The organism is Mesorhizobium sp. M1A.F.Ca.IN.020.03.2.1, from assembly GCF_004023205.1.
Classification (GTDB): domain Bacteria; phylum Pseudomonadota; class Alphaproteobacteria; order Rhizobiales; family Rhizobiaceae; genus Mesorhizobium.
Genome location: NZ_RZSV01000130.1, coordinates 1 through 15,960, shown reverse-complemented (window position 1 = coordinate 15,960; position 15,960 = coordinate 1). Strand labels below are relative to the sequence as shown.

Sequence of the window (15,960 nt, the reverse complement as noted above, 5' to 3'; positions counted from 1 at the left end):
GATGTGCTTCGCTTCGGCGATGGATTCCGCATAAAAAGGGAAGCCGCCGAATGACCTGCCTTCCCGCCCAAACCGAGAAGAAGCTCGGCCTCGTCATCGACCTCGACACCTGCGTCGGCTGCCAGGCCTGCGTCACCGCTTGCAAGGAATGGAACACCGGCGGACACATGGCGCCGCTGACCGACATCGAGCCGTATGGCGGGCGTGTCGACGGCGTCTGGTTCAACCGCGTGCATAGCTATGAGCACACGACCGAACAAGGCGGCCGCACGGTGAACTTCCCGCGCTCCTGCCTGCATTGCGAGCAGCCAGCCTGCGTCACCGTCTGTCCGACCGGCGCCTCCTACAAGCGCGCCTCCGACGGCATCGTGCTGGTCGACGAGGACAAGTGCATCGGCTGCAAGCTGTGCAGCTGGGCCTGTCCCTATGGCGCGCGCGAATTCGATACGGATGTCGGCGTGATGAAGAAATGCACGCTTTGTGTGGACCGCATCTACAACGACAATCTGGCGACAGAGGACCGCGTGCCGGCCTGTGTCGCCGCCTGCCCGACCAGCGCCCGGCATTTCGGCGATCTGGGCGATCCCGCCTCGGCAATCTCGCACCTGGTAGAAGAGCGTGGCGGCGTCGAATTGATGCCCGAGCTTGGCTACAAGCCGACCAACAAATACCTGCCCCCGCGTGCCCGCACCGAGCGCGCGGCGAAGGTGGACGCGCCGGCGCTGGAACCGATCCGGACCGACGGAGGCTTCTTCGGCTGGATCGACCGCATGCTTTCGAACTGAATTCGCGCAGCCATGCATCCCGCCTATTCCGTCGTCTTCTTCACCACCGCCACCGGGGCCGGCTACGGCCTGCTGGCGCTGCTCGGCGTCCTTGGCGGGCTGGGATTGATCGCGCCCGAGTTCTGGCTCGGACTCCTCGGCATGGCGCTTTCGCTTGGCTTGATCGCGGCCGGCCTGTTCTCCTCGACCGGCCATCTCGGCCGACCTGAACGCGCCTGGCGCGCCTTCTCGCAATGGCGAAGCTCCTGGCTGTCGCGCGAAGGGATCGCCGCGGTGGCGACCTTCATCCCGGCCGGGCTGTTCGGCATTGGCTGGGCGCTGATGGGCAAAAGCGGCGGTTGGGTCGCCATCGTTGGCCTGATGGCTGCCGCCGGCGCCGTCGTGACAGTCTGCACGACCGGAATGATCTATGCCTCGCTGAAACCGATCGCGCAGTGGCACAGCCGCTATACTTTGCCGGCTTATCTTATCTTCTCGGCAATGACGGGTGGCGTGCTGCTCAACGGCCTGCTGCGAAGCTTCGGGGCCGGATCAACCTTGGTTCTGGCCGGCGCGCTGCTTGCCACGCTCGCCGGGTGGGGCTGGAAGCTTGCGACCTGGCGTTACAACGACAGGCTGGAAATCCCGACCACGGCCAACACGGCGACCGGCCTAGCCGGCGGCACGGTGCGGTCCATCGAATGGCCGCACACCGAAGAAAATTACCTGCTCAAGGAGATGGGCTTTCGCATTGCGCGCAAACATAGCGCGAAGCTGAGGCGAATGACGCAGGTGCTGGCCTTCGCCGTGCCGGCCATCTTGCTCGTGATCGCCTTCGCCCTGCCATGGCCTTTCGCAGCAGCCGCATCACTGCTTGCAGCGCTTATGCAATTCGCGGGCATGCTGGTCGAACGCTGGCTGTTCTTCGCCGAGGCAAAGCACACCGTCACGCTCTATTACGGCAGATGAAGCCGCTTCAGCCCGGCCGCAGCATCGAGCCGGAAATGGCAAAGATGCGCTCCGCACCCAGCATGTAGGCAACAAGCGTTTCCAGGCGGAACAGTCCGGCATAGGCGCGGTCGAGCACGTTGAGCGAGCCGGTATAGGCGCCGAAGGCCGGCATGATCATGCGGCCACCGTCACCGGCGAAGCAGCGCCGCCTGACCGAGCGGCCGCGCTGGACGATGCGGGCGCAGGGATGCAGATGGCCGGCGATCTCGCCTTCCACCCGCAGCTTGGATGGTTCATGGCGGAAGACAAGCGAACCGATCGCGAGTTCCCTCACCGTCTCGCCAGGCAGGTCGGCGGGAGCATCCGGATCATGGTTGCCGGCAACCCAGAACCAGTCGCGGCCGGCCATCATCGCCTCCAGCCGCTCGCGGAAGCTTAGATGCATGCGCTCGGCGCCGCCGCCGTCGTGGAAGGAGTCGCCAAGGCTGACGACGATCCGCGGACCGTAGTCGGCGATCACGGCCTGCAGGCGCAGCAAGGTCGCACCTGTGTCATAAGGCGGGATCAGCGCGCCGCGCCTGGCGAAGGACGAGCCCTTTTCGAGATGCAGGTCGGAGACCGCAAGCAGCCGCAGATCGGGGAAATAGAGCACGCCGCGCCGGTCGCAAACCGCGCGTTCGCCGGCGATGCCGACAAAGTCGGCCTCGGCGATCAGCGTTGCGCGCGACAGCGAAAAATTCATCCCCTCTTGCCTTCTCTCAGTCGGCCATCTCCGGCCCCATGGCCTCTTCAACGAGGGTGGCGGCATCCATCAACAGCGTTTCATCCGCCTCGCCATGCACCGGCATCTTGCCGATTTCGAGCATGATTGGCACGGCTAGCGGCGATATCTGTTCCAGGTCCTTATGCACGATTCGACCGAGGATGCGCGAGAGCATCTCGGCAAGTCTGCTGACATCGAGCAATCCGGTCGCTGCATCGGCACGCGTCGCCTGGAGCAGGATGTGGTCGGGCTCGTGGCTGCGCAGCACATCATAAATCAGGTCTGTCGAGACGGTGACCTGGCGGCCGCTTTTCTCCTTGCCGGGATGACGTTTCTCGATCAGTCCGGAAATCAGCGCGCAGTTGCGGAAGGTGCGCTTGAGCAGCCAACTGTCGGCAAACCATGCCTCGAGATCGTCCCCGAGCATGTCCTGATCGAAGAGCGCAGCCAGCGATGGTTTTTTGTTTTTGAACATCCAGCCCATGTCGGCCAGCGACCAAATAGCCAACGCATAGTCGGTGGCAACAAACCCGACCGGTTTGGCGCCCGCTCGATCCAGGCGGCGCGTCAGCAGCATGCCCAGCGTCTGATGCGCGAGCCTGCCTTCGAATGGATAGGCTACGAGATAGTGCCGGTTTCCGCGTGGAAAGGTCTCGATCAGCAGATCGTCCCGTTTCGGCAGGACGGATTTATCGGCCTGAAACCGCAGCCAATCGGCCACCTGCTCGGGCAGCTTCTTCCAGCGCTGCGGATCGTCGAGCATGGCGCGCACCTGCTCGGCGAGATAGGTCGAAAGCGGGAATTTGCCGCCGCCATAGTAGGGCACCTTTGCTTCGCTTCCGGGAGCATTCGACACGAAGCACTCATTGTCGCGGATACCCTCGAAGCGCAGAACCCTTCCGGCGAACATGAAAGTGTCGCCATAGGTCAAGGTCTCGAGAAACGCTTCCTCGATCTTTCCCAAGACTCTGCCGCCGCGCGAGGCCGCGCCCTTGCTTCCAGCCTGGACGTAACGAACGTTGAGGGCCGGCACTTCGATGATGGTCCCGACATTGAGCCGGTACTGTTGCGCCACGCGGGGATTGGATACTCGCCACAAGCCTTCCTTGGTTTGCCGGATACGGGCGTAGCGCTCGTAGTTTCTCAGCGCGTATCCGCCGGTGGCGACGAAGTCGATGACCCGGTCGAATGTCGGGCGGTCTAGGCTGACATAGGGCGCAGCCGATCTCACCTCGTCAAACAGCGCGTCGGCGTGGAACGGGGCACCGCAGGCGCAGCCGAGCACATGCTGCGCCAGCACGTCGAGCCCGCCATTGACCAAAGGCGGCGTGTCCTGCGCGCCGAGATAGTTGGCGTCGAGCGCGGCACGGCATTCAAGCACCTCAAACCGGTTGGCCGGGATCAGGATCGCCTTCGATGGCTCATCCATGCGGTGGTTGGCGCGGCCGATGCGCTGCGCGAGGCGGCTGGCCCCCTTCGGCGCGCCGACATGCACGACCAGATCGACATCGCCCCAGTCGATGCCCAGGTCCAATGTCGAGGTGGCGACGATAGCGCGCAAGGCGTTTTCGCCCATCGCCTTCTCGACCCGCCGCCGCTGGGCGACGTCGAGCGAGCCGTGATGCAAGGCGATCGGCAACGTGTCGTCGTTGACGCGCCACAGCTCCTGAAACAGCAGCTCGGCCTGGCTGCGCGTGTTGACAAAGAGCAGCGTCGTCTTGTGCCGCTTGACCTCGCGATAGATCTCCGGAGTGGCGTAGCGGGCGGAATGTCCAGCCCATGGCACCCGCTCTTCGGAATCGAGAATGGAGATGTCGGGCTTGGCGCCGCCTGTCACGACGATTAACTCGGACATGGCCTCAGGGGAAGCCTGGCTGACCAGCCAGCGCCGCAACTCATCCGGCTCGGCGACCGTAGCCGACAGGCCGATGGTCTGCAGCTCAGGGACGAAGGTGCGCAGCCGCGCCAGGCCTAGCGCCAAAAGATGCCCGCGCTTCGAGGTGACGAGCGAATGCAATTCGTCGAGGACGACATAACGCAAATCCTCGAAGAAGCGCCTGGCGTCGGCCGAGGCAATCAGAAGCGCGAGCTGTTCGGGGGTGGTGAGCAGGATGTCGGGCGGTGCGAGCTTTTGCCGCTGGCGCTTGTGCGAGGGCGTGTCGCCGGTGCGGGTTTCGATGGTGACCGGCAGTCCGATCTCCTCGACCGGCTTGCCGAGATTGCGCTCGATGTCGACGGCCAGCGCCTTGAGCGGCGAGATGTAGAGCGTGTGGATGCCACGATGCGCCCCACCGGGCTTGCGGCGCGGACGCCTGGCGAGCTCGGTAAGCGAGGGCAGGAATCCGGCCAGGGTCTTGCCGGCGCCGGTCGGCGCGATCAGCAGCGCCGATTGGCCGGCTTGAGCCTTCGCCAGCAGTTCGAGCTGGTGGGCGCGCGGCGACCAGCCTTTTGCAGCGAACCATTTTACGAACGGCTCGGGGAGAAGGACGGCGACATTCTGTTCGGCGAGGCGCGGCTGCTCTGTCACGCGCAAAGAGGTAGCGCGCTGGCAAGCGATCGCCAAGGAAAATCGGAACAAAAGGGGATCATTCTTCCCCTCTCCCCGTGTGGGAGAAGGTGGCCCGGCGCGCAGCGCCGAGACTAATGAGGGTGATCCAGCTTGGCGCTACTTACCCCTCATCCAGATTGCCAGCCGACTTGCGAAGAGCAAATCGGGGCAATCCCACTTCTCTCCCATGGGGAGAGGTTAGGGCGGCGCTAAGGCCTGCGGAACCCGGTCGGGCCGCCATAGAGATAGCCGATCCGCTCGACGGCATCCTTCAGCCCTTCGCGCGAGACCAGCATCGTGTGGCCATTGGCGTGGATCATGTCCTTCGCGTCGGTCATGATCGCGACGTGGCCCTTCCAGAAGACGAGGTCGCCGCGCTGCAGCCCGGAATACTCAGGGCATGGCTCGAGCGGCGTTCCGATCGATGCCGCCTGCATGTCGGAGTCGCGCAGCACATCCTTGCCGGCCATGCGCATCGACAGTTGCACGAGGCCGGAGCAGTCGATGCCGAAGCCGGAGACGCCGCCCCAGAGGTATGGCGTGCCGAGGAAGCTTTCGGCGACCGTCACAAAGTCGTCTGCAACCTCGGTAAGCGGCCGCAGATGGCGGGCAATGACGGCCTGGCCGGATGGCAGCAGCGCGTAGTGCGTGCCGCGCGTTTCGGCGGAACCCGTCACCGTCACCGCGGAGCCTATCGACAGTTGCCCGCCGATCGGGAAGCGCAGGTCCGGTCCGGGATAGAGGAAGGTGCGCGGCACGGAGACGATGTGGGTGGGCGCATGCTCACGTGCGCCGAGTACATTGTCGGCGGCATAGCCGACATAGCCGTCGCGCTCGGCCTGCACCCAGGCCCAGCCTTCCGCAACCTCGAAGACCAGCACGTCCTCGCCGAACAGCGCCTGCGTGTTGATGCCGGCATCGGGGCGCGGAGCCTTGCGCAGGTCGGCGACGGCGGCGGTGATCCGCGCCGGGCGGCCGGCGACAAAGCGGTCGGCGGCGACTTGCCCCTTCAGCCTGGCATCGGCGAGATCGGAACGAAAGGCGTGAAGGCGGGCATCCCTGGCGGTCAAATCGGTAGTCCAGTCAAATGGGTTTATCGGTCAGACAGACGAGTTGTCGGTCAGATGGGCAGCTCATGCGCCTTTGCGACGATACCATCACCGAAGCGCTCGACAAAGAGCGCGCCCTCCACCGTGCGCCGGATCAGCACGTTGCGCTTGTCGAGCTCGTCGCGGTGGCGCGAGACCAGCTTCAGCGCGCCCATCGTGTCGAGCGCGCGGGTAATGACCGGCTTGGTGACGTTGAGCCTCGCGGCCAGCCCGCGCACCGTATGCGGCGGCGGATCGAGGTAGATGGTGAGCAGGATCGCGGTCTGGCGCATGGTGAGGTCGGGCGCGTCGTCGCGCACCTGCGACAGCAATACCTGCTGCCACAGTCGCAAGGCCTGGCTCGGGCGCATCGAGATCGACATCCGCCAAGCATGACGGGAAATTGTTTCGCTTCCGTTTCAGTCCGCGACGGCTTTTCCAGTTTTCTCGTCACACTCACCAGAAGCGCTTCGAGATCACTCGTTCCAGCGCGCGAATGCCTTGCGCTTCACCCCCCGTCAAGCCGTATGGGCGATCACTCGGGTTCCAGGCGAAGATGTCGAGATGCGCCCAGCCGGGGGTCTTCTCGACAAAGCGCTTGAGGAAGAGCGCCGCCGTGATCGATCCGGCGAAGCCGTCCGTCGTGACATTGTTGACGTCGGCGATCTTCGAGGAAAGCTTCGCGTCATAGGGACGCCACAGCGGCATGCGCCACAGCGGATCCTCGACAGCAACCGAAGCCGCAGCCAGGTCGGACGCCAGTGCCTCGTCGCCGGTGTAGAAGGGCGGCAGATCGGGGCCGAGCGCAACACGGGCCGCTCCGGTCAAGGTCGCCATGTCGAACAGCAGGGCCGGCCTTTCCTCGTCGGCAAGCGCCAGAGCGTCGGCCAGCACTAGCCGGCCTTCAGCATCGGTGTTGCCGATCTCCACCGTTATCCCCTTGCGACTCCTCAGCACGTCGCCAGGCCGGAAGGCATTGCCGGCGATCGAATTCTCGACCGCAGGGATCAGCACGCGCAGCCGCACATTCCGTTTCGCCGCCATGATCATCGAGGCGAGACCCAGCACGTTGGCGGCGCCGCCCATGTCCTTCTTCATCAGCAGCATGCCCGACGACGGCTTGATGTCGAGGCCGCCGGTGTCGAAGCAGACGCCCTTGCCGACCAGCGTCACCTTCGGCGCGTCGCTCGGGCCCCAGGTCATGTCAATCAGCCTCGGCGCGCCGGCCGAGGCGCGGCCGACGGCATGGATCATCGGAAAATTCCGCGCCAGGAGATCGTCACCCTTGACGACGGAGACGTCGGCGCCGTGCCCGGCTGCCAATGCCCGGACAGCCTCCTCGAACTCATCCGGCCCCATGTCGCTCGTCGGCGTGTTGACGAGATCGCGCGTCAGGAAAATAGCCTCGGCGGTGCGGCGCACATGCGCGCCGTCGGCGCCCGACGGCAGCGCGAAGCGCAACGCCCTGCCGGGTTTCTTGCCGTAGCGGGTGAAGGCGTAGCCGCCGAGGACGACGGCCAGCGCCGCAAGATCGGGCGCTGGCAGATCCTGAGCGAAATGCCATTCACCCTCGGGCAGCGCCCGCGCCAGGGCGCCCACGGCAAGCTGGCTCTCGCCGTCGCCGGTGCCGAACAGCGCGCCGGCGAGACCGCCACCTTCGGCCGGCAGAACGAGCGTGCGGCCCGCCTCGCCGGAAAAGCCGTTGGCCCGTGCCCAAGCGATGACGGAAGGGGAAAGGCCAGTGCCGTCGAGGCCATCCTTTCCCACCAGGTAGACTGGCAAGGCTGCTTCCGGTTTCTGGTCAATAAGTTCGACAGGCATTCGATGGTCTCCGGCCGGCACGGCGAGTCGGCTTCTTAACGATCCGTTAGGGTTAACAGAATATTTCTGTGGGAGGGAAGACGGCCAGCTTAATGGCCGCGCAGGAATGGAGATAGGCGCCGATGCCGATCAAAGCGTTGACCTTCACAAGCAAGCGTCTGGTCACCACGGCATTGATGGCGGTGCTGGCGGCCAGCGTGGCCGGCTGCGGCAGTACCAGCAAGTTCACGACCGGCTCCATTTCCCGCTCCGACAACCGGCCCCTGGAAACGATGTCGGCCAGCGAACTGCACAGTGCCACGACCAGGCTCGGCGAATCCTACGCCCGGAACCCGAATGACAAACGCATCGCCACCAACTATGCCGCGGCGCTGCAGATGGATGGCGACGCCGACCAGTCGCTGGCGGTGATGCGCAAGCTCGCGATAGCCTACCCCAAGGACCGCGACGTGCTCGCCGCCTACGGCAAGGCGCTTGCCGCCAACGGGCAGTTCGAGCAGGCGCTCGATGCGGTGCGCCGCGCGCAGACGCCGGAATATCCGGACTGGCGCCTGGTTTCGGCTGAAGCCGCCATCCTTGACCAGATGGGGCAGCGGGACGAGGCACGTCAGGACTACCGGAAGGCGCTCGAGCTCAAGCCGAACGAACCCTCGATCCTTTCCAATCTCGGCATGTCCTATGTGCTGGAGGGGGATCTGCGCACCGCCGAGACCTATATGCGCTCGGCCGCGCAGCAACCCAACGCCGACAGCCGGGTGCGGCAGAACCTGGCGCTGGTCGTCGGCCTGCAGGGTCGTTTCGACGAGGCCGAAAAGATCGCCTCGCAGGAGCTTTCGCCGGAGCAGGCGCAGGCCAATATCGCCTATCTGCGCCAGATGCTTGCGCAGCAGAATGCCTGGAGCCAACTCAAGGATCAGGACAAGGGCAAGGCGAAGGTCGCGACCAACTGACTGCCCGGCACCTACAGAGGTCATCGTTCTACGGAAACCGCGAGTTGCTCTAGCTGTTTGTTTTTTCCGCAATTCCGGACGGAAAACCGTTACACACTTTTCCTGGAATTGCTTCAAGGCTGGGCCAGACAGCAAAGCCGCGCGGCGCCTGCCACGCGGCTTCTGTCATGACTTCGATGGCTTCGCCTATTGGCTGCTGGAATTGTGCTGATCGCCAAAGATGCCGCGCTGGCTGACCTGGATGCCGGCCGGCCCTAGAATGATGGCGAACAGAACCGGCAGGAAGAAGAGGATCATCGGCACGGTGAGCTTCGGCGGCAGTGCTGCGGCCTTCTTTTCGGCCGCATTCATACGCATGTCGCGGCTTTCTGAGGCGAGCACGCGCAGCGCATGCGCCACCGGCGTGCCGTAGCGCTCCGCCTGGACCAGGGCCTGAGTCACCGCCTTCACCGAATCTAGACCGGTGCGGCTTGCCAGGTTCTCGTAAGCGACCCTGCGGTCCTGCAGATAGGAGAGCTCGGCATTGGTGAGCACGAATTCCTCGGCGAGGGCGACGGACTGAGTACCGATCTCGTCGGCGACCTTGCGAAGCGCTGCTTCCACCGACATGCCGGATTCGACGCAGATCAGCATCAGGTCGAGCGCGTCCGGCCATGCCAGTTGGATCGACTGCTTGCGTTTGGTGGCGCGGTTGTTGACGTAGAGGATCGGCGCATAGAAGCCGCCATAGGCTACAAGAATGCAGACGAACAGCTTGATGAAGGCAGGCTGCTGCGCCAGACCGCCGAGAAGGAACAGGTAGATCGCCGCGAGCGCGAATCCGACAAAGGGCAGGATCAGACGAAAGAACAGGAAGCGCGTCAGCGGATTCTGGCCGCGGAAGCCTGCAACTTTCAACTTCTGCAGCGTGCCTTCGTCGGCAAGCGCGCGCTTGAGATCCAGCCGTTCGACGATGTTGCGCATGCCGATCGACTGTTCCTCGCGCAAACCCTTGCGGCGGCGATCGGCTTCATTGGCGAGCCGCTGACGCTGCTTGGCGCGCAGCTCATCACGCTCGAGCGCCACGGTTTTCATGCGCGCCTTGAGCTGATTGCCGCCAAGCGCAGGCAGGAGCGTGAAGACGGTCGCAAAAACCGCGATGCCGACCAGGAGCGCGATAAGAAACGAAGGATCGGTTAGCGTCTTGACGACCTGGTCTGTCATTGGATCCGCGTCCCTACACTTCGAAGTTCATCATCTTGCGCATCACCAGGATGCCGATCGACATCCAGACGCCGGAGCAGCCGAGGATCAGATTGCCGACGCTGGTGGTGAATAGCGGCATGATGTAGTTCGGACTTGTCAGATAGACGAGAAAGGCGACGACGAACGGCAGGGCGCCGATGATGACGGCGGATGCCTTTGCTTCCATCGACAGCGCCTGTACCTTGGCCTTCATCTTCTTGCGGTCGCGCAGCACGCGCGAAAGGTTGCCCAGCGCTTCGGAGAGATTGCCGCCGGCCTGCGACTGGATCTGGATGACGATGCCGAAGAAGCCGGCCTCGGTGCATGGCATGGTCTCGGACATGCGCATCGTGGCATCGGGGATCGACATACCCATCTGCTGGGAATCGACGATACGGCGGAATTCGGAGCGGACCGGCTCCGGGGATTCATTGGCGATCAGGCGGATCGCGTCGTTGAGCGGCAGACCAGACTTCACCGCACGCACGATGATGTCGAGGGCATTCGGGAATTCCTCCAGGAAGGCCTTCACCCGGCGCGCGCGACGAAACGAGACGAACCAGCGCGGCAGGCCGAGGGCTCCGGCCAAGAGAGCGCCGGGCAGGACCAGCAACGGCGCGCCGGCAAGAAAGGCGAGGATCGTAAGCACGATGCCGCAGATCACCGAGTAGATGTAGAAGCGCTCGAGGGAGACGGTCATGCCGGCCTGGCGGATCTGGGCCCTCAGCGGCGGTTTCTTGACGTTGCGGTCATTGGTTTTCTGCTTTTCGTCGAGCTGCTTGAGCGAATCCTGAAGCGTCTTGCGCCGTCTGACCGCTTCCGCGGCGCGGTCGCGCGTAGCCTTCACCACCGATCGGTCGGTCTCGGCCGTCTTGATCGTTTCAAGGCGCTTGCCGGCCTGCTTCTCGTTATCGATGCGCTTGACCAGGAAGGCATAGGCTATCGCGCCGGCGCTGAGGCCCGCGAGCACGACGAAAGCCATAACCGTGGTGTCAATTCCGAACATCGACCGGGTCCCCTACACCTCCAGATGCACTAGAGCGGTTCAGCTTTTTATAAAAGCGCTGACCCACTCTAAGTATTTGTTTTTACGCAATTCCGGACAGAAAACCGCTACGCACCTTCCCTGGAACTGCTCTAGTCAGCGCGTTTCTCCATGGCCTCGAGCGCGTTGGCGAGGCGCTGCTCCTCGCCATAGTAGCGGGCACGATCCCAGAAATGCGGCCGGCCGATGCCGGTGGAGACATGCTCGCCGATCAGACGGCCGCTCGCGTCCTCGCCCTTGATGTTGTAGAGGACGAGGTCCTGGGTGATGATGACGTCGCCTTCCATGCCGATCACCTCGGTGATGTGGGTGATGCGGCGCGAGCCGTCGCGCAGACGAGCCGCCTGGATGATCACGTCCACCGAGCCGACGACGATCTCGCGCACCGTCCTCTGCGGCAGTGAATAACCGCCCATGGCGATCATCGATTCAATACGGTTCAGGCATTCGCGCGGGCTGTTGGAGTGGATCGTTCCCATCGAGCCGTCATGGCCGGTGTTCATCGCCTGCAGAAGGTCGAACACTTCCGGTCCGCGCACCTCGCCGACGATGATCCGTTCGGGCCGCATGCGCAGGCAGTTCTTGACGAGATCGCGCATGGTCACCTCGCCCTCGCCTTCGAGATTGGGCGGCCTGGTTTCGAGACGCACCACGTGCGGCTGCTGCAGCTGCAGCTCGGCCGAGTCCTCGCAGGTGATGACCCGCTCCTCGCGATCGATGTAGTTGGTCAGGCAGTTGAGCAGCGTCGTTTTGCCCGAGCCGGTACCGCCCGAGATGACGACGTTGCAGCGGACGCGGCCGATGATCTTCAGGATCTCCGCGCCTTGCGGCGAGATGGCGCCGAACTTGACCAGCTGGTCGAGCGTCAGCTTGTCCTTCTTGAACTTGCGGATGGTGAGCGCGGTGCCATCAAGCGACAGCGGCGGCGCGATCACGTTGACGCGCGAGCCGTCGGGAAGGCGCGCGTCGCAGATCGGGCTCGATTCGTCGACGCGGCGGCCGACCTGGCTGACGATGCGCTGGCAGATGTTGAGCAGTTGCTGGTTGTCGCGGAAGCGAATGCTGGTCGGTTCGACCTTGCCGTTGACTTCGATGTAGACGTTCTTTGAACCGTTGACCATGATGTCGGCGATGTCGTCGCGCGCGAGCAGCGGCTCCAGCGGCCCATAGCCGAGCACGTCGTTGCAGATATCCTCGAGCAGCTCTTCCTGCTCGGAGATCGACATCGCGAAATTCTTGATCGCGATGATGTCGTTGACGATGTCGCGGATTTCCTCGCGCGCGCTTTCCGGATCGAGCTTGGCGAGCTGCGAAAGATCGATCGTGTCGATGAGCGCGGAAAACACCTGGCTCTTGGTGTCATAGTAGGTTTCGCTGCGCTCGCGCTGGACCCTTTTCGGCGGCTCGGGCGCCATCGGCGGCGCCTCCACCGGACGGCGAACGGGGGACGCGGCGGGCGTGCTCGGCGCGGGCGCGGCCGGCCGATCGACAGCGATCGTCCCAGCCGGAGCGGGAGCGGCCGGAGGAGGTGCTGGCGGACGGAATTCGGGAGCTGCCCGGCTGCCGTCGTCTGTGCCTCTTTTACCAAACATGATCGACTACCCGATGCCGCTCAGCGAGCGTCACTTCTTGCTGCGTGAAAGCTTGCCGAGGATGGCTCCAAGGCTTGCCTTCTTCTTCGCCTTGATCTCGCTGCGCCCTGTCAGCACATGCGCTATTTCGTTGATCGTGCCGACAACCGGACTCTTGGCGTCCATTTCGCCGAGCATGCGGCCGTTGTTGGCCGCGTTGCCGAACAGCAGCGGCTCGAAATTGATCACCGCCATGGGTGTGATGCCGAGCGGTTCGGAAAAATCCGATGCCGCGATCTCCGGGCGTTTCGGAACGCCCGCCTGGTTGATGATCAGCTTCGGCGGCGGGTCGTTCGGACGCAGCCGCTTCAGCATGTCGACCATATTCTTGGTGTTGCGCAGATTGGCGAGTTCTGGCGTGGCCGTGATGACGATCTCGTCGGCCTTGATCAGCGTGCTCTTGGTCCAACCGCTCCAGACGTGAGGGACGTCGAGCACGAGCAAGGGCGCGCTGCGCTGCGCCGTTTCGATGACCTGGGAGAAGGCGTCCGGATCGAAATCATAGACGCGCTCGAGCGTGGACGGTGCCGCCAGCAGCGACAAATGCTCGGCGCATTGCGCGAGCAGCCGGTCGAGATAGACCTCATCGACGCGCTCGGGCGAAAACACCGCCTCGGCGATGCCCTGCGCGGGGTCCCGGTCGAAGTTGATATTGGCGGTGCCGAAGGCGAGATCGAGATCGGCGACGACGACTTCGGACTTGAACAAGGACGACATCGCCCAGGCGACGTTGTGGGCGATCGTCGAGGAGCCGACGCCGCCCTTGGCGCCGATGAAGGCGATGGAGCGGCCGATCGGATCGGACTCGGGATCGACGAAGATCGACGAGACGACGCTGACGATATCGGTCATCGAGACCGGCGCGATGACATATTCGGAAATGCCCGAACGGATAAGCTCTCGGTAGAGGCCGACATCGTTGTAATGGCCGATGACCACGACCTTCGAGGTCGGATCACAGTATTCGGCGAGCTGAGCGAGCTGCTCCAGCAGCTGTTTCGGCTCGCTGCGCGATTCCAGCAGGATCAGGTTTGGCGTCGGCGCCGACTGGTAGAATTCGATCGCGGTGGCGATGCCGCCCATATGGACCTTGAGATGGGCCTTGGCCATGCGACGATCCTCGCCGGCGCGCCCGATCGGATTTGCGACGCCTTCGGTCTCGCAGAAAGCCTGGATCGAGATGCGCGGCACCGGGCGCAGCGCCTGCATGGCGGCGATGTCCTGTTGCGAAAGATCGCCGGTATCGGCAGGCGTGTCGTAGGCAAGATTGCTCATCGTCATGCTCTTTCCGTGATCCGCCGCGGGCTCAGTAAGTCACTTCCGAATTGCCGAGGAACTCATCCGAAATGCCTCTCGCCCGATAGACGTCGATCACCGCGCCGCGATTTTCGGCATCGATGTCGGACTGCTTGCGTGGCCCGAGCAGATCGTTGGGATTGGCCATCTGGGCGGCGAGGTTGTTCTGATAGGAGCACCCGAAATCGGCGTAGTGCTTGTTCTCGGAAGTCTCGGTCAGATCCTCGGGCCAACGCCCGCATTTGTCGGTCTGTGCCCTCACCGCCACGAAGGCCACGCGGACCGGCGCCGAAGCCTCGGGCACGGCCGACTGATAGGAGGTCATGATGATATTGTTGCGCTTGACGCCTGCGGCCATCGCAAGTCTGGCGAAATCGCGGCTCGCGGCTTGGGCGGCGGCCTGGTTCGCGGAACCCACCGGGGCCGCGATCGTCAGCGCCGGCGCGGCGCTCCTGTCGTAGCCGTCGAGGAAGCCGAGCAGAGTGTCGCGCTGCGAAGCCGTCATGCCGCGATCACCGGCGCCGACCGGGAGGTCGATCTTCTGGTTCTTCTCGGCGATAACGATCGGATGATTGGTGCGGTAGTCGTCCGGAATGGAGCCCACTGTCACACTATCGCGATGGAAGTTGGCGCATCCGGCGAGCGACGCCGCAAGGGCGATCGCCAGGACCGGAGCCGACCCGCGGAACCGTCCGCGGCCCGATTGTGCCGCTGCGATCGTCATGGCCTTCAATGTTGAGTTGGACATGTCCGCTTTCCCGCTCACTTGTAGATGAAGCCGACAACGCCGTGGTAACGGCCAGGTGGCCTATCGGTCTGCATGGTGCCGTAGACGCGATTGACGCGACCGAGGAACATGCCAGCGCCGTCGCTCGGCGCATTGAAATTATCGTCGGGCTTGGCCAATTCGTTGCGCGCCACGGGCCGCGCCAGATAGGGCGTGATGATGATCACGAGCTCGCTCTCGTTGCGCACGAAGTCGCGGCTGCGGAAGAGCGCGCCGAGCACCGGAATCTTGGTCAGTCCGGGCAATCCAACGACGGCCTGCCTGACGTCGTCGCGCACGAGGCCTGCGATCATCATCGAGCCGCCGGAAGGCAGTTCCACCGTCGTATCGGCCAGGCGTTTGCGGAGCGACAAAGCGTTCATGCCGATGCTGCTGTTATCCGTGGATGCCGACACGGAGCCCTCGGTTGTCGGTTCGGAAACCGACGTTCTCACCTTCAGGCTGATGCGGCCGGGTGACAGCACCACCGGCTGAAACTCCAATCCGATGCCGTATTCGATCTTCTCGATCTGATAGGTCTTCAGGCCGGTCTGGTTGTCGTTGGAGACGTTGGCGGAAACATTGGTCACCATGTTGTATTCGCCGCCGACCTTGAAGGTCGCCTTCTCCCCCGACACGGCGGTCAAGGTCGGCTCGGCCAAGGTCTTCATGACCCCCGACTGCTCCATTGCGTTGATATAGGACTGCAGCCCGGACGCACTGATACCTAGGCCCGCGTTCGACAGCGGCTTACCGAGACCAGTGTAAGGGTCGCTGAGCGCGCCCCAGGAGATGCCGTTGCTGCCGCCGCTGGCCATCATGTTGACGCCGAGCTGCTTCATCACCGAGCGGCTGACTTCGGCCACCGTGACCTTCAGCGTCACCTGATCGTCGCCGATGATCTGCAGCAGATTGACGATCTTGGAGACCCGGCGCTCCTGGTCGGGATTGTTGATGTCGACGCCGCCATTGGCGGACCCGCCGGCGGCCGTCTGCGAATATTGGCCGGTCGTCGCTTCACCGCCCGAGACGAAGATGGTGGCCAGGTCGACGGCGCGCTTGGCGTCGAGCGGTGTATCGACATTGCCGGTGAGAATCACGTTGTCGTTCAGC

At 63.8% G+C, this 15,960-nt stretch carries 14 protein-coding genes; 3 read left to right on the top strand and 11 right to left on the bottom strand.

Annotated elements, in window-relative coordinates; translation table 11 throughout:
* Positions 1-50: 50 nt before the first annotated feature.
* Both EOA79_RS19975 and EOA79_RS19970 read left to right on the top strand, forming a co-directional pair.
* Positions 51-785, top strand: coding sequence for a 4Fe-4S dicluster domain-containing protein (locus tag EOA79_RS19975; RefSeq protein ID WP_095824207.1), 735 nt, complete (start codon positions 51-53; stop codon positions 783-785).
* A 12-nt stretch (positions 786-797) separates the two neighbouring features.
* Positions 798-1,733, top strand: coding sequence for a DmsC/YnfH family molybdoenzyme membrane anchor subunit (locus tag EOA79_RS19970; RefSeq protein ID WP_095824208.1), 936 nt, complete (start codon positions 798-800; stop codon positions 1,731-1,733).
* A 7-nt stretch (positions 1,734-1,740) separates the two neighbouring features.
* On the opposite strand, the gene pdeM is transcribed toward EOA79_RS19970, so the two are convergent.
* The 5 genes from pdeM to EOA79_RS19945 all read right to left on the bottom strand — a co-directional run bounded on the left by pdeM (position 1,741) and on the right by EOA79_RS19945 (position 7,935).
* The gene (gene pdeM, locus EOA79_RS19965; RefSeq protein WP_067324589.1) at positions 1,741-2,457 is read right to left on the bottom strand and encodes a ligase-associated DNA damage response endonuclease PdeM; all 717 of its coding nucleotides are present in this window, start codon (positions 2,455-2,457) and stop codon (positions 1,741-1,743) included.
* A gap of 16 nt (positions 2,458-2,473) precedes the next feature.
* Positions 2,474-5,005, bottom strand: coding sequence for a ligase-associated DNA damage response DEXH box helicase (locus EOA79_RS19960; RefSeq protein WP_095824398.1), 2,532 nt, complete (start codon positions 5,003-5,005; stop codon positions 2,474-2,476).
* 230 nt (positions 5,006-5,235) lie between these two features.
* The gene (locus EOA79_RS19955; protein ID WP_095824209.1) at positions 5,236-6,096 is read right to left on the bottom strand and encodes an NlpC/P60 family protein; all 861 of its coding nucleotides are present in this window, start codon (positions 6,094-6,096) and stop codon (positions 5,236-5,238) included.
* 50 nt (positions 6,097-6,146) lie between these two features.
* Positions 6,147-6,497: a MarR family winged helix-turn-helix transcriptional regulator gene (locus EOA79_RS19950; RefSeq protein ID WP_066996450.1), complete on the bottom strand. Its 351-nt coding sequence runs from the start codon at positions 6,495-6,497 to the stop codon at positions 6,147-6,149.
* A gap of 73 nt (positions 6,498-6,570) precedes the next feature.
* Positions 6,571-7,935 (bottom strand): leucyl aminopeptidase family protein, encoded by a 1,365-nt coding sequence (locus tag EOA79_RS19945; protein WP_095824210.1) that lies wholly within the window; start codon positions 7,933-7,935, stop codon positions 6,571-6,573.
* A 122-nt stretch (positions 7,936-8,057) separates the two neighbouring features.
* Between EOA79_RS19945 and EOA79_RS19940 the strand changes: the two genes are divergently transcribed.
* Positions 8,058-8,885, top strand: a complete 828-nt coding sequence (locus EOA79_RS19940) for a tetratricopeptide repeat protein (protein WP_095799347.1) — start codon at positions 8,058-8,060, stop codon at positions 8,883-8,885.
* A gap of 186 nt (positions 8,886-9,071) precedes the next feature.
* Here the strand turns inward: EOA79_RS19940 and EOA79_RS19935 are convergent, their stop codons facing one another.
* The 6 genes from EOA79_RS19935 to EOA79_RS19910 all read right to left on the bottom strand — a co-directional run.
* Positions 9,072-10,088: a type II secretion system F family protein gene (locus EOA79_RS19935; protein ID WP_095824211.1), complete on the bottom strand. Its 1,017-nt coding sequence runs from the start codon at positions 10,086-10,088 to the stop codon at positions 9,072-9,074.
* 13 nt (positions 10,089-10,101) lie between these two features.
* A complete protein-coding gene (locus tag EOA79_RS19930; RefSeq protein WP_095824212.1) occupies positions 10,102-11,115 on the bottom strand; it encodes a type II secretion system F family protein in 1,014 nt (337 codons plus the stop codon).
* A 131-nt stretch (positions 11,116-11,246) separates the two neighbouring features.
* Positions 11,247-12,746: a CpaF family protein gene (locus EOA79_RS19925; RefSeq protein ID WP_067324583.1), complete on the bottom strand. Its 1,500-nt coding sequence runs from the start codon at positions 12,744-12,746 to the stop codon at positions 11,247-11,249.
* 30 nt (positions 12,747-12,776) lie between these two features.
* Complete coding sequence (locus tag EOA79_RS19920; protein ID WP_170950412.1) at positions 12,777-14,060, bottom strand: CpaE family protein; 1,284 nt, start codon at positions 14,058-14,060, stop codon at positions 12,777-12,779.
* A 31-nt stretch (positions 14,061-14,091) separates the two neighbouring features.
* Complete coding sequence (locus tag EOA79_RS19915) at positions 14,092-14,829, bottom strand: CpaD family pilus assembly protein (protein WP_095824213.1); 738 nt, start codon at positions 14,827-14,829, stop codon at positions 14,092-14,094.
* Between the two features lie 14 nt (positions 14,830-14,843).
* Positions 14,844-15,960 (bottom strand): type II and III secretion system protein family protein (locus EOA79_RS19910; protein ID WP_164893897.1); only part of this gene is annotated, 1,117 nt, incomplete at its 5' end.

What these genes read in the sequence shown, in the direction of transcription:
- pdeM (WP_067324589.1), bottom strand. Translation starts at nt 2,457, where the DNA reads ATGAATTTTTCGCTGTCGCGCGCAACGCTGATCGCCGAGGCCGACTTT.
- EOA79_RS19920 (WP_170950412.1), bottom strand. Translation starts at nt 14,060, where the DNA reads ATGAGCAATCTTGCCTACGACACGCCTGCCGATACCGGCGATCTTTCG.
- EOA79_RS19970 (WP_095824208.1), top strand. Translation starts at nt 798, where the DNA reads ATGCATCCCGCCTATTCCGTCGTCTTCTTCACCACCGCCACCGGGGCC.
- EOA79_RS19915 (WP_095824213.1), bottom strand. Translation starts at nt 14,829, where the DNA reads ATGTCCAACTCAACATTGAAGGCCATGACGATCGCAGCGGCACAATCG.
- EOA79_RS19925 (WP_067324583.1), bottom strand. Translation starts at nt 12,746, where the DNA reads ATGTTTGGTAAAAGAGGCACAGACGACGGCAGCCGGGCAGCTCCCGAA.
- EOA79_RS19935 (WP_095824211.1), bottom strand. Translation starts at nt 10,088, where the DNA reads ATGACAGACCAGGTCGTCAAGACGCTAACCGATCCTTCGTTTCTTATC.
- EOA79_RS19930 (WP_095824212.1), bottom strand. Translation starts at nt 11,115, where the DNA reads ATGTTCGGAATTGACACCACGGTTATGGCTTTCGTCGTGCTCGCGGGC.
- EOA79_RS19945 (WP_095824210.1), bottom strand. Translation starts at nt 7,935, where the DNA reads ATGCCTGTCGAACTTATTGACCAGAAACCGGAAGCAGCCTTGCCAGTC.
- EOA79_RS19975 (WP_095824207.1), top strand. Translation starts at nt 51, where the DNA reads ATGACCTGCCTTCCCGCCCAAACCGAGAAGAAGCTCGGCCTCGTCATC.
- EOA79_RS19950 (WP_066996450.1), bottom strand. Translation starts at nt 6,497, where the DNA reads ATGTCGATCTCGATGCGCCCGAGCCAGGCCTTGCGACTGTGGCAGCAG.
- EOA79_RS19940 (WP_095799347.1), top strand. Translation starts at nt 8,058, where the DNA reads ATGCCGATCAAAGCGTTGACCTTCACAAGCAAGCGTCTGGTCACCACG.